The following is a 14,512-nucleotide window of genomic DNA, read 5'->3' as shown; positions in this document are numbered from 1 at the left end:
GGTAGTTTCGCGGGGTATAACTGGCATTGTTGACCAAAATACACAGAGCGTCTGCTATTTCATCCACTGTAATACCCCCGGAGCCCGCTAAAATAAATGGATCTCATGCGAATTGGTAGATTTCAGCCCAAATGCGAATATCTACATATCGCTGGGCATAAGTGTCTTAAATGACCAAAAGCGACATTTATGGATTTTGTTTTGGTCAAGAATGAGAGTTACACGGATGCTATAGGGACGCTAGATGACCAAAATGCTGATTACTGTAGTCTTATTCATTAGAGCCTAAGCCTAGTGTTCTGCTATTTGCCGCCGCTCTCCAGTAATTCCAAGGTGGCGAGGCTGGCCAACACGCCCAACATCCAGCATTGCCATTATTTGGCTAAGAACGATCAGATTTTCTAGTAACTTTCTAGTAAGGTTAAGCTGATAGGGCTATGAATAAAGGGGGCGCGAAAGCTTCCCAAGCTTGAGATGAGGGTTCGATTCCCTCCGCCCGCACCACGTGCAAAGGGGTGAAGGGCAAGTGCTGTGTCATTAACTGCCTTATTTATCAGGGATCGCCGCGATTTGGCTATAATCGATAATGTCTAATCGTGTAGCGCTGAAATATTGGTCGGCAAGCAAAGCAAGGAGCGTCGCTGGCCAGGTGTGGGTGGCGATTCGTTCCATCTGTACCACCCACATGGTTTTGAAGCTGACAAACCCTTGTGAGGCGCGATGTCCAGTGGAGAAATTTCAAAGCTGAAGTTTGTCCGTTAGTGCTTGGCGGTTGCCTATTGCCCTAATGGTTAGGGTGAAGTCATGAAATAAAACAAAAATGTATTTTGTGCTGGTATTGTGATACAGATGCTTACAGTTTCGTTCGTGAATGAAACGTGATATCCTCAATCTATTAGTCTTCATCTATCTTTCGGGAACTCTATTGGTGCAGGCAGAGAATGTTTCCAAAGACCAAGTTGCGATTGATGCCCGGCAACCATTGATTGAATCACTGGGTCTTGGTGACGCGGAATACATATTAGAGCGGCAGGCTTATGCTGAAAGCATTCGTGATATGGATGCTTATCAACGTCGCATGGCTTGGGTTCGGTGGCAGGAGAGCCATCCAAGGCGCGCTGCTGTCCGATCTGAGCTGAAGCGTCAGTCTATGGGGACTGGGGGTAAGATCGCGATGATGCGAAGTCAGCTTGAGCACACTGCCGATCCCGTCGTCAAGGAGGGGCTGGAGAAGCGCATAGCTACAATGGATATGACTCCTCGGGAGCGACGTGCTTACTACGCCCAGCGCAGCGAGATGGATGTCGACCAGGTGGCTTTCAGTTTGACTCCTGCCACGGAGGGCAGCGAGGCCGGATCGAGCCGACCGTCGGATGCGTCGTCTCATACAAGACTAGCAGAAGAAGCTGCAACGCCTGAGCTAAGGAATGCCCTGCGAGTATTGAGCGAGGTCCGTGAGTTGCCACCGCGTGAACGTCGCGAATTCATGTCCTCGGCAAGTTACCGTGCTTCTGTCGAGTTGATCATGGAGGGCGTCTCAGGGGAGAGCGCAGAATAGCTAATTTCAACTATCGTTTTAAAAATCAATCCTATCGAATCTCATGAAACACATCACCACTGTCCTTCCGTTCGCCCTGATAACGTGCTCACATGCGTTTGCCACTCTGATCCCCACAGGAGGTGGTGATGCGGAAGTGAATGGCGTGCTGACTGTCGAGGAGTACGGTAGCTCAACCGGAGAAGGAGTTGAGCAGACATACCTTGAATCCGTGACTGATACTGGCATTTGGCCCAGCGCCTTTTCCCAAACCCGATGGATGAATACCGAAGACGTCGCCGTGTGGGAATGGGGCTATCATGATGGATCTTATTTCGTTCCACAGATGACGCTGAACCCGGATGGCGATGTGGAGTTTGGGGGCTCTATCGTTCTTGGTTCTAGCATTACTGCTGGGGTTAGTAATGATAACCAAGGATCATGGTCCATATTGCTTGGTACTTTTTCTGAGATAAGCTCAACTGCCGGTATGAGTCTCTCGCTCGGACTTTTTAATGAAATTAACGGTGGCGCGAGTTTGGCTATCGGAGATACGATAAGAATGGATTCGATCGCTTACACTTATGGGTTAGGATCATGTATTGAATTTGGTGAAGCCGCTCTTTTCTCCTTCAGCTGTGGGCATTATACTGTAGTAGAAGGGGAGCTAGCGAGTGCTTTTGGTTATTACACCACTGCGAGTACGTATGGTGGCATGGCAATCGGCCAATATAACGAAGCGGTCACCAAGGGCGGAAATACGCCTGATCCTGATGACTGGCAGGGTGAAGGCGCTGATCCGGGCCCGGTGTTTGAAGTTGGCATAGGCACCGGATCGAGTGACTTGCAGAACGCCATGACGATTTTTCAGGACGGAACCATCATCATTGGCAAGGTGCAGGGGGATATTTCGATGGGCGCCTTCGGTAACTAATCTCGTAGTTCGCCGTATCTTTGGTTCCTTTGCTTCTGGGGAATACTGATTTGTATCCAATCCATCTAAATTCGCACTATGCTTCGCTTTGTACTAATCCTTCTGCTTCTCAGTTCTTCGCTGCATGCGAATTTCAGGATCGCCGTGGACGACTTGGAGTCGGCGTCAAATAAATCCTTAGTCAACCTCAAGGCCCGCAATGATTTTGAACAGGGGATAGTCGGCGCGCGGGCATGGGTGTTCCTCCAGGATGCGAATGGCAAGGTGGTTGGCCAGCGTGCTCAGTGGCTGATCGGAAGTGGAGCCCCAGACGTAGGCACTGTGGCGAGCAAGGGCGGGGTTTTATCGGCCAATGATGAGGTCAAACTGTCGATGGCCGTTCCCCATGCACATTCTGCGGCTGGAGTCCCCGTTACAGCAAAAATCGTGATGACGCGTATCGTGCTGGCTGACGGGACCAGCGTTAACCCACATACTTCGGTTAAAGGTTTTGAGGATAATCAGTAAATGAATAATCAATACTTTAAAATTTTTGCTTGTTGTCTGCCAGTCGCATTGGTTGCGGAGTTGCCGGTTAATTGGCCCAGCCAGTATCCTGAGTGGTGGTACAGCGCTAATACAGCGGAGAGCGTCATCGATGAGTCACAACTGGGGAGTGATGCGGGTAATTACTCGCCATTATTGCTCGGGCAACTAAAGCATATTGCCGTTCAGGCCCGTGAGGAGCTCGAGGTGGAACTGGTGTCCATTGGCGGCGCAGGCGTGGACATCGATAGCCTAGTGCTTCCTTGGCTAAGTAACCCAACTGCCGGCGACAATTTTGCGGTGGTCAACCTCGGGCAATTGAAAAATGTTGCGCATCTTTATTATGAAAAATTTGCTGAAATCGGTTTTGATCCCGATGCAGCTGGTTGGATCTACGCCGCAGATGGCATCACGCCGCTTCCTTTGAGCGCACCGAGCGCCTTGGTCGGCGCCGATCCTCTCATAATGGTTTACCCTTGGGAAACAAATTCGAGCGATGACAACCTGGGTATTGTGTTGGTGGGGCAGGCGAAGAGCTTATTCTCATGGAGTTTACGAACGTGGACAACGCTGGATGAAGATGCCGATGGTTTGCCGGACTGGTGGGAGCAATATTACTTTGCCACGCTTGCCAAGAACGGTGGCGCTGACGACGATGGCGATGGCGTCACTAATCTCGTAGAGTATTGGTTCGGATCAAATCCGCTGGATGGCACTGACTTGCCCGACGGCGTGGACCCGAGCGCTTTATCGTCCTCTGGCGATCATGATAATGACACCGTTGCGAACTCGATCGATGCAGATCCGTTTGATGCAACGGTCGGCGCCTTGGCTATCGTGATCGATAGCGTATCTCTCAACTAGCGATCAGGCATAGCATTTATTTCCGTCTCTGCTTGGAGAAGCTGATAACGAACTCTCTAAAGCGAAGTAAAATATTTTATACCTTTTAATACGACAAAACCTATATCCGATGCGTAGAGTAGTATACACTTTATTGGGAATGCTTGGCGGCGCCACTATGGCTTTTGCTCAAATCCCTTATCAGCAAAGCTCAATTGAAGTTATTGAAGACAGCGCCACGTGGCAGTATTGGGATGACGGTTCATTGCCCGATGTGGAATGGAATACGGTTACCTACGATGACTCGGACTGGGAGGCTGGCGCCGCAGATTTTGGCTTTGGAGATGGCGATGAGACGACGGAAACCGCTACAGGCGTGGTGACGACCTATTTGCGTAAGCAGTTCTCAGTTCACTCGCCTGAATTGGTCGAGGCAGCTTCTCTATGGCTGCGCTACGATGAAGGATTATGCGTATATTTAAATGGAGAGGAAATTTACCGCGATAGACTGCCTGCGGGCGCCATTGACGAGACCACGGTTGCCACGAGCGGTTCGGATCCAGCTACTGAGCCAGAATGGATTGAGATCACTCTGGAGTCTTCCGATTTGGTCGATGGATACAATTACCTCGCCGTGGAGTCGCATCTCCAAAGTGTGAGCGCCGCCGATATGTCCTTTAATGCGAAGTTGCTTGCTTCGGTGAAGGCAGAGAATTTCTTTGAAGTGGAGAATGCTCCCTGGCTCGCTTTTTCAGACGGTGATGCAGGAACCACCGAAGACCAGTGGCAATACAGTGATAAATTACCCGTTCCCGATGATGATGACGACGATTGGCAGGTGGCTGGCTTTGATAGCCCATGGAGTAGTGGTGAAGCGCCTCTAGGCTATGGACATGCCGATGTCGTTACGACGGTGACGGAGTCGAACATGGACGGCGTCTATTGCTTTCGTCGTTCGTTTAACCTGACTGAGTCGCAGCTTGAGCAAGTCAGGGACCTATGGCTGGAGCTTCGGGCTGATGATGGAATTATTGTCTATTTGAATGGACAAGAAATTGCTCGCTTTAATCAAGCTGGTGCTGCCAGTGATGCGCCGGCAACTGCCACAGTGACAGATCGCAGCCTATCGCTCTACTACCCCTCGTCTAAAGTAACGAGTTGGATTCACGCAGCAGTGGATCCACATTTAGTTGTTGGCGAGAATGTGCTCTCGGCTGTTGTCACGCAGGCGGCCGATGATGAGGCGGACTTGATTTTCGATTGCCAGTTGAAGCCGGTCTATGGTCGTGCACCGGATAGCTATCTTGGGCCCGATCAGCGGATAACCGGAGCGCAAGGCGAGTTGAATATCAATGCCCTTACCACCGATGCTAACGATCTGCTGGATTTAAGTTGGACTGATGTCGACGGGGATTTGTTCGCTGATCAAGATGGAGAAAGTCCTGAGCTAATGCGCCATACCGAGCTTGATGCATTGGTTGAGGCGTTGGATGGCGACCCGTTGGCGATGGCGGCTTACGTGCAGAATGAAATCGAGCTCACTGATTACTTTCGGTTTGGAGAATCGGAGGAAGCTTATTTGCATTCAGAGGCAATCCATAGGGGCGCCTTGGGAGCCTATTTGGAAAAGCAAGGATCTCCCTATGAACAGTGTGCCTTGCTGGTGTATCTCCTACGTCGCAGTGGCCATATCGCAGCCTATGTCGAAGCGGAAGATGGCGCCATGCGCTTTACAACAGATCAGGCGAGTAGAATGCTGCAGTTGAAGCTTTGGGGGCTGACTGTTGGCGATGAGAAAATGGGGGCCGGTGATGGAGTGTCCGTGATTCAAGATTTGGCTTATCCGTGGGTCGCCTACTATGACGAGGAAGCAAGTGTTTGGCGTCATTTGTTCCCCTGGATTAAGGATACGGTTATCGAGCAGGGCTTTGATCTTTATCAGTTTATGCCCGAGGGTTACCGCTCAGGCCGGGAATGGGTTGAGGCCTATCTGCGGAATGATCCTGAGATAAATCAGTATATCGGTGCAGATGGTGACGATACGGCTGGAAACCTCTTCTATCGGTTTGTTGAAGAGTATCTAAAGCCACATGGACTGAGTATAGACGACATGGGGATGACTGTAGTTAACCGTCGCAATCGCTATGAGGTTTGGGAGGATTTTCCACGTCCATTCGCCATAGGAAACAAGGATAACGTTGATACACCAATAGATGTTAATCTCGCTCGTGACTATCGAAGCGATAGTGATCGATTTATTACGGTTAAGGTTTCGGCCACAAAATCAGGCACTGAAATTAGCAGTAGTTTGGTCGGAGGTGATGATCGCCCTATCTACATGTGCGAGATCTATAATCGCCGTCTATTCGTGTATTATGATTACGGTCCAAACAGAAATGATGCGGTAGAGATTTACTTGGCGTCCTTTGATTCCGTACTGGATGATGAAATCAGCACCGGTGGTTTTGGCGCAAGTGATGATTTTCGAGGTAAGCAATACCTTAGAGCTCCTGTCGCGGTGGAGGGCCCAGATAGTATTAAGGCAAAAGTTCAGTATATATATGATTCCGCGAATATATTCTTAGAAGAGCGGACACTTGTCCGGGATGCAATCGGCGCTATCTGTATCATGCGCGATCGAGTGACCAGAGCAATGCTAGATATTCACGCCCGCGATTTTTGGCGCATGGAACTCGCTGAAGAAGAACCCACAGAGTTGGAGGTTGCTGGTAACATTACATACCTTTTGGGGATGTCCTACTATGAGCGGACCATGAGGGATGCGCAAATTATTTCAGATCTTTACAATGTTCGCATGAACATTGCGGCAGTTGGCGTTGCGAAATTCACTCCAGAATCTGACACTGGAAATGACTGGCGCTATCCTGGAGTAGATATGCCTTTTTCAGCATCTAGACCATTTTTTAACGGTACTGAATTTAATGGTTCTATATTTCCTTTTCCCTCTGAAACAACAGCCGACGCAATCCTGGATTTTCTATTTGTTTGGGGTGCTGCTGCAAGCTCGCATGAACATCAGGTTATCAATGACTTTTTTGATCAACGACATGCGATATCTACCGTAAAATTGTTGCGAACCGCTAATCTATCGGAGCAAGAGCAGTATGGAGATCCTGATAGCTTAGAGGAGCCATTGGCTTTAGTATATCATGACGGTTTCTATAGTTTCTCGGACTCAAATTTTCCCGAGGATAGCGATACAAATTACACAGCTTTAAAGAACAACGCGGGTAGTATGTGGAGTTCTCTTAAAGTAATTCGAGGAAATGCGGAAGGGTATGTATATCTCACACCAGATAATATTAAGAGCTTAGAAAACCCATTGGAGCCTGCTTATGATGGTATGGGAGGGCTACTTGTCTTCGCAGATGCGGATGGCAGTTTATTAAACTTTTCAGCCTTAATCGCCAACCAAGCTAATGGTGGCGCAGGGACGGCATTTCAGTCGAACGCTTTCAGTAGTTCGAACTTTAATAATCTGCAGTTAGGGTGGCAGAGTAGTGGCTACCGCTTGAGTTCCAGTGCTGGATCACTTACCAGTGGCGCCTCTAGCATGGTCAGTAGTAATATGAGCCTGTGGAATTCCCGTTCTATCTTTAGCTCAATCGATGCTGGTACAAACTGGTTCAGTTCACCGTCGGTGAACTATCTGGAAAGCGCAACCTCATTCCTTGGTTTGAGCGCGCCGACAATAGGTACCTATGAAAATACCTGGAACAACATTGTATCGGCGGGTTTGTTCGATACGGCGACGTCTTCGTTCATTAACGCCTATCAAAGTAATAGTTTTCTAGGAGATCCGGTCAGCATTACAACGGGCGAGCTTTATGTGGATGAAGTCGATTTAACGCTGGAGGGACCCTTGTCGCTTCAACTACGTCGCAATTACTCAAGCCGTAACGAAGCGCCGGGCTTGTTTGGTTTTGGCTGGAAGATGGCCTTTACGCCTTTCATCAGCATTCCGGAGCAGGAGGACGACCCGAACACGCTCGATCAGGATGAAAGCAATGAGCTGGTCTACATTGCAGAACTCGATGGATCAACACTGGCTTACCGTAAGGATTACACCGCATCGCCTGTTCTCTGGCGGCCAACTATCGATGATAATCCGAATCTCAGTAATTACAATGGAGGCAGCATTGGTTCGACGCGGAATCCTTACCTGAATGAACTGAGCGTCGAGACCATTACGGAGGACACTGAGTCGCGCGAGCGCTACACGCTGAAGCGCGCCGATGGCTCTATTGCTATCTATGAAACTAGATTCGAGGATTTCAGCATTGGCGATGGAGACGATGAGATCAGTTGGAATTATCCCTTGCTCGAAACTTGGACGGACGCCTTTGGCAACAGCTTGATGTTTACTTACCATGAGTCAGATGCTGCCTCAGTTGGTTATGGACATCTCGATCAAATAATTAGTTCCAACGGCAATTTCTTGACGTTCAGCTACTCGGCCTCCGGCCAAATCACGCGAGTTCGTTCCAATGATGGGCGAGAGGTCAGTTATGAATACAGCGACGAGGGGGACTTAATTTCAGTCACGCGTCCGGATGCTTCGGAGATTAGCTACGAATACGAGTATACGGATATCGAAACGCGTCATTTTACGTTCGCACTCGATAATATTAATAACCTCTACAAAATCAGCGAGCTAACGCATATCAATTTTGCCTGTGTTGGCGATCAAAGCGGGATGCGGGTCAGCAACATGCGGTATTGGCCAGAAGGATTGGGCGTTGGTGAGTCAATTGAGCTCTTATTTGATCCAGGTAGCATTGCCACGCTATACAGAGATAATTCATATCGATATGTGTATTCCATTGGTAGCTACCATGTGGAGGAGCTTTGGCCAAAAGAACTGGATGGATATTGCAATGTGGGAGATGATGCAAAATCAGTAACTCTATCAGCAAATACTCAGGCTTGGGTATCGCTGGAGTTTCTGAACCCGATTGTTCCAACAACACCGGGAGTGGTCGAATTCGATGTTCAGTTGGCGGGTGATGTTACTCAGGCTGGCATCATATTCGATACCGATAACGAGTTGCACTATGGAGACAACATACCTGCCAGTGCGGGAGGAAGTTATAATCATGGACACTATGGGGATGTCTATAGCAGTGCTAAAACTCGTGCCGGGGCGATCTTCACTCTATCACCGGATGATAATTCAACTTGGCTGTATCATGAGCATGTTTATGCACAGCCCTATTTTATCCAAGACATTGTCGTCGACGACCGCTACTTCGATTACGGCCCTGTCGATAGAGGCCTGAGCATTGAACCGACTTCGACTCACCTGCTAACGAAAGTGATTCGCCCCGATGGACGGGTGCTGATGAATGAGTACGACGATCTTTATGATCCGGGTGATGAAGATGACGACGACACTGGGCCGGATGTTGATTACTCGGATCCCAAATACCGCCGTGTCACGAAGCAGTACAGCACGGTCGGGGCTGATCTGCAGTTGCAGCCCGTAAACAGCTTTACCTACGACACCGTTACCGACGCCAATGCGGTCGAATACGAGGTCACCTACGTTGATGATTTGACGCGTGATCCTGCAAACCCGTACCGGACAACCTATGTCCACAAAGATGGGCTCATGCACTACATTGCTGATCCGCTGGCCGTAGGCTTCACGGTTGATAACGCCGACATCGACCACGTTGTTTCATTCACTTGGTGTGAACCGGACGTGAACGGGGATTACGCTGCGGGCGAATATCAACGCAGTGTGAAGTCCATCCGGGATAAGCGCGGGCTGGTGACCAGCTTCACTTATGATGCCAATGGGAATGTTGCGACGGCAACCGATACGGGCGAAATCAATGGCGTGTCGGGCGACCTCACTGCCGTGACCCAGTATTTCTACAATACCCGAAATCTCTTGTTGAAGAGCATTGCTCCGGCGCCGGGGCAAGCCAGCGACAATTATAATCAAGTCACCTACTATGAGTTTCCACTAGAGTCGGGTGGTGAGGATTTAGCCACGCTCTATCGCGACATATCGGATGTCGGTGAGCTGACCGACCTGCGCGAATACGCGTATCTGCCGAATGCGGTTCATGAATACGCGGTGCCAGCGCCCGCGACAGCAGACGATTCACAGCCGAGCAGCAGTTACCGGATTTCCACTACCAGCTTTTTATACGGCTACGAGGACGATTCGGTGAATGAGGCCCATGGCTTGACGAAGCGTGTTGTTTTCGAAGGACAGGCCAATGCTGCGGTGGATCGCTCCGAGACGATGTTCTTCAATAGCGCTCGCGGTTTCCTCGAGTCTCAAAAGCAGTGGGTTGCGGGTAGCGACTACCTGGTTTCGGAATTCAAGCACAACGCCAAGGGCGAGCTTTATGAAGCGACCGACCCTGCAGGGCGTGTAACGAAGTATCGCTATGATATGATGGGGCGTCCTACGATGGAAGAGCGCCTGTCGCCTGATAGCTCTGTCGCATTGGGACAATATCAGTATTACAACGCCAACGGTGAAGTCGTCTGGGTGGACGGTCCACGTGAAGACATTGATGACTTCGTGTTCCGCGATTATGACGGCGATGGTCGCTTGATTGCAGAAATCGTTTGGCGGGCCGAAGCGCTCGACGATGGCTCCGGTCTGCAGCCGGTGTCAGGGCAGGATGACTTCCTGGGGCAGGCCATTACCTACTACGAATATGACCACTTTGGCAATTTGACCAAGGTCATTGATCCGCTGGGTAATGAAACCACTATGGAGTATGACGCCATTGGGCGTTTGCTCAATACTGTCTATGCGGATGGTGCGGAAGTTGAGATGGTCGCCTACGAGCCAGGCGGGCAGCCCACTGAGGTGGACAATGAATTGGGCGGCCGTTCGTCTGTCGTCTACAATTCACTGGGCTTGCCGACTCTGGAAACAGCGCCGGACGGTCAATCAGTTTCCACTGTCTACTATCAGGATGGTCGCCCCAAGCAAACGAACTACCAGAATGGCAGCTATGAGCTCTATTCCTACAATGACTTGGCGCTGAGTGTGACCGTCGAGCATTTCTCCTCCACTACCGAGCGGCTCGGGAAAGTGATCACTTGGAGCGATGCACGCGGGAACGCCATCAAAACAAGAAGCTATGTCGATTCAGGTGAAGTGGCGAACGTGGATTACTTTGAAGCCATTTCCGCCTACGATGGTTTAGGGCGTCCGGTAAGCATTACTGGGCCGCCGGATTACAGCCTGGGCGGCAATCTGGTGTCGTCCCAGCAAACAACGACCTTTGAATATGAATATGATTCGCTCACACAGGAGTATGTGGAGCGTGAGATTACGGGTTCGATTACCGTTGAGCAAAAGCAAGATTACCTCGGCCGGCCAATTTCGAGCATTACGAAGGATGGCAGCGTAACTCAGTCCATCGTGGAGCAAAGCTACTCGGCGGATCATGCTTGGGTCGAGACAACCCGTGGCAGTGGACAAGACCTCTCTGTCAAAGTTTATACTGATACCTTGGGCAATCCCGTGCTCTCGAAAAACAGCGACGGCACGTTTACGATCAACGTATACGACAAGGCGGGTAACCTGACCTCCGCGCGTGACGAGTACGGAACGGTGGCCCAAAAGGAGACGCGGTTTACCTACGACAGTCGCAATCGGTTAGCGTCTGAAACGCGCCCCGATGGTTCCACGACGACGTTTGATTATGATGCCGGGGGCAACTTGATTAAGCGTCAAATGCCGGGAGACCTCATCTGGTCGGCGAACTACGACTCGGCTAATCGCCTTGACTGGGAATTGCTCCAGGACGGCGCCAGCGGCCCGGTAACGAATGCCAAGCAATTCAGCTATTATTCTGTAGGTGACTTCAAGGGGATGCTGGAGGAAATGACCGAAACCGCCGACGGCTCGAATGTGACGCACACTTCGGTATATGACGAAAAATACCGACTGCTAACCATGACCTCGGACGCAGTTTCCTCATCCTACCCGGACGTTAGCCTTACCTATGCTTATGATTTGTTGGACCGGATGACCGAAGTGGTGCGTGAAGCGTCGCCTGGCGGCTCGAAACCTTCCCGGGTGTCCATGGCCTATGATGGCTACGGGCAGCAAGTTGAAGAGAAGGTGGAATTAGGTATCGTGAACGGAGGCGTTTTCTTAGCCAGTAGCACCCCCATCAGCCATTTGCAGCAGGAGTGGGACTTTGCGGGGCGTCGGACTGGCTTGGTCGATCTGTCTTCCGGTGTTTCCAACCCGCTTTCCAGCTTTACCTATCGTGCTGACAATAAACTTGCTGGGGTTAGCTTTGGATCGGCGCAAGTGGACTACACTTACGACGACAAAGGGCTTCCGCTGACGGAAGAGCTGAGCGTCGGCGGCAACACCTTGACGCAACTTTCGCTCGACGACTATGACGCACGGGGACGACTCCTCCAGCGGACAACGCACTACGCGGGGTCGCCAGTGTTGCAGGAGTCGGTGAGCGGTAATGGCTATTCGCCAGACTCGAAGCTGCTGAACTATAACGTCTCGCGCGGCTCAGGCGGCGGCTTGACTTGGGCGAATTTAACCGAGAACCGCGAGTATGCCTACGATGCGGATACGCGTCGCCTCTTGTCGGAGCGATATCGCCCCGATGCAGCGTCGAAGGCGCACGTGACGCTTCAGTATGGCTTTGACGCCGATGGCTTGGGCGTGCGCACCAGCCAGTCGTATGCCAATGGAAGCATCCTGAGCGAGGTGTCGAGTGGCGGCTTAAACGGCTTTGCCCGTGTGACGGGTGAGACGCTCGCCAGCCCACAAGCTTATCAGGTGGAGGGTTCATCAACTGGCCCGGGGGACTTCACGCTGTTGTTGTCTTCGGACGGAACGAACTACAGCGAAGTCGGCGTGGTGTCGCCTTACCCGGCGCGGGGCGACGGCTCGTGGAGCTATCCCTTGCAGTTTGGCCTCACTGCCAGTGGCGGCGACACCTATTACCTGAAAGCGCGGGGTGAGTCGGTTTGGAATGACAACGTCGTTGAAACCGCCGCCTGGCCGTTGACCGTTAACAACTCTGTCGATGAGTCCTCGATCGTTTATGACGAGCAGGGGCGGGTGATGAGCAGGACGACTGGCGCTGATGTCGAGAGCTTCACGTGGGACGCCACCGGGCGCATGAATTCCTGGAGCTCTGGCGGTAAGAGCGGCTACTACACTTACGACGGCTTAGGGCGCTGCATTATGGAAGTCGTCATCGACCCCTCTGCGGAGCCCATTTACAGCATGACAAACGTCACGACGACGTATGATCCGGCAGTAGAATTCCTGGCAATTGGCGTAACTCGAACCAGTGGCGCACAGCCAGATGAAGCAGTTTGGTTGCTCAATGGCAACGACCTCGATAGCGGCTATGGCCTGGCGGCTGGCGTCGGTGGCCGCGTCGCCGTGATCGATGCGAGCAGTGGCGAGGTGACTCCACTGATCGACGACTGGTTTGGCAACGTGGTGGCGCATGTCAATACGTCGGGCACGGCGTTGGCGTCCGACGATTCCTTGAGCTGGCGAACGAGTTCGCTGCTGGGCTATGGTCCGGTGGGTGAGGTGTCTGCTGGCGGCTATGTGCTGGACTCGCCGACATTCGCGGAGTCGCTCCACTGGCAGGGGCGCGCCCCGATGGGCAACGGCTACTTCGCCATGGGCGCGCGTTTCTACGATCCGCAGTCGGGTCGTTTCCTGTCGCCTGACCCGCTGGGCCACGCCGCCACGCCTGACTTATACAGCTACGCCGGCGGAGACCCGATCAACGGCATCGACTACGACGGACGCATCAACCGCCAGACCTTCGACTTGCAGATGTCGGGCCTGTGGCAGGGGCCGGATTTCGGCAGCGCCAGCTTCATGGATAGCTGGACTAAGCAGCTCAACGATTGGCACAAGGAGCCAGAGTGGATGCAGCCGAAGATGAGCGGTTTGGATCAGCTCCAAAATGTTTTGGACTACGTTGGCATGATCCCGGTGATTGGGAACGTGGCTGACGGCCTCAATGTGGTGATTTCCACCCTGAGGGGCAACTACGCCGACGCCGCCATCCGCGCAACCTTCATGGCGCCGGGCGTTGGCATCGGAGCGGCAGCCACCTACAAAGTCGGCAAGATGAGCTACCGTGCGATGAGCGGGAGATGGGGCGCCGCAGCACGAAAGGCCTTTACTCCTAGGCCGATAGTGGACCCCATTATAAATCGGGGCGGCAAGGCGCGTGGAATGATCTATGTGCCCGGACTGAGATTTGGACAGCGAACCGCAAAGAAAGTCGAGATCCGTGGTGGAGGTATTTGGGATGAATCAATAGACTACATTCAGTGGCAGAAGAACAATCCTGAGCTCGCTAAAATTCGATCTGAAGCTGTAGCAGAAGCGTGGAGACAAGAAGCCTTGCTGGCGAAATACGCTCCAGACAAATTAACCAGAAATTGGACTCCAGCACAGATAAAAGAACTTATAAGCACTGGTAAGGTGAAGGGATTTCATGGGCATCATATAAATAGTGTTTCGGCTCATCCAGAACTTGCAGGAGTTGCAGATAATATTAGATTTTTGACTCCTGCCGAGCATTTTGCTGCACATAGTAGAAATTGGAGGAACAAAACAACAGGGCCACTATTAACTCGGGCACCATGGCCCAAAAAGAAGTGAT

Annotated in this window: 5 protein-coding genes; all 5 read left to right on the top strand. The window is 51.5% G+C overall.

Translation table 11 applies throughout. The features are described 5' to 3' along the window. Nucleotides 1–871: 871 nt before the first annotated feature. The 5 genes from RBB63_RS09985 (at nt 872) to RBB63_RS09965 (ending at nt 14,511) form a co-directional block, all read left to right on the top strand. Entirely contained in the window at nt 872–1,558 is a 687-nt protein-coding gene (locus tag RBB63_RS09985; protein WP_309383711.1) for a hypothetical protein, read from the top strand. A 43-nt stretch (nt 1,559–1,601) separates the two neighbouring features. Further along, on the top strand, nt 1,602–2,471 hold the full coding sequence (locus RBB63_RS09980; RefSeq protein ID WP_309383709.1) for a hypothetical protein: 870 nt from the start codon (nt 1,602–1,604) through the stop codon (nt 2,469–2,471). A gap of 78 nt (nt 2,472–2,549) precedes the next feature. Beyond that, nucleotides 2,550–2,978, top strand: coding sequence for a hypothetical protein (locus RBB63_RS09975; protein ID WP_309383707.1), 429 nt, complete (start codon nt 2,550–2,552; stop codon nt 2,976–2,978). After that, entirely contained in the window at nt 2,979–3,860 is an 882-nt protein-coding gene (locus RBB63_RS09970; protein ID WP_309383706.1) for a hypothetical protein, read from the top strand. 109 nt (nt 3,861–3,969) lie between these two features. Then, nucleotides 3,970–14,511: an RHS repeat-associated core domain-containing protein gene (locus tag RBB63_RS09965; protein WP_309383704.1), complete on the top strand. Its 10,542-nt coding sequence runs from the start codon at nt 3,970–3,972 to the stop codon at nt 14,509–14,511. Nucleotide 14,512 lies beyond the last annotated feature (1 nt).

It is taken from the genome of Cerasicoccus frondis, from assembly GCA_031296915.1.
Classification (GTDB): Bacteria; Verrucomicrobiota; Verrucomicrobiia; order Opitutales; family Cerasicoccaceae; genus Cerasicoccus; species Cerasicoccus frondis.
This window is presented reverse-complemented; position numbering and strand designations above follow the sequence as displayed.

What these genes read in the sequence shown, in the direction of transcription:
- RBB63_RS09965 (WP_309383704.1), top strand. Translation starts at nt 3,970, where the DNA reads ATGCGTAGAGTAGTATACACTTTATTGGGAATGCTTGGCGGCGCCACT.
- RBB63_RS09980 (WP_309383709.1), top strand. Translation starts at nt 1,602, where the DNA reads ATGAAACACATCACCACTGTCCTTCCGTTCGCCCTGATAACGTGCTCA.
- RBB63_RS09970 (WP_309383706.1), top strand. Translation starts at nt 2,979, where the DNA reads ATGAATAATCAATACTTTAAAATTTTTGCTTGTTGTCTGCCAGTCGCA.
- RBB63_RS09975 (WP_309383707.1), top strand. Translation starts at nt 2,550, where the DNA reads ATGCTTCGCTTTGTACTAATCCTTCTGCTTCTCAGTTCTTCGCTGCAT.
- RBB63_RS09985 (WP_309383711.1), top strand. Translation starts at nt 872, where the DNA reads ATGAAACGTGATATCCTCAATCTATTAGTCTTCATCTATCTTTCGGGA.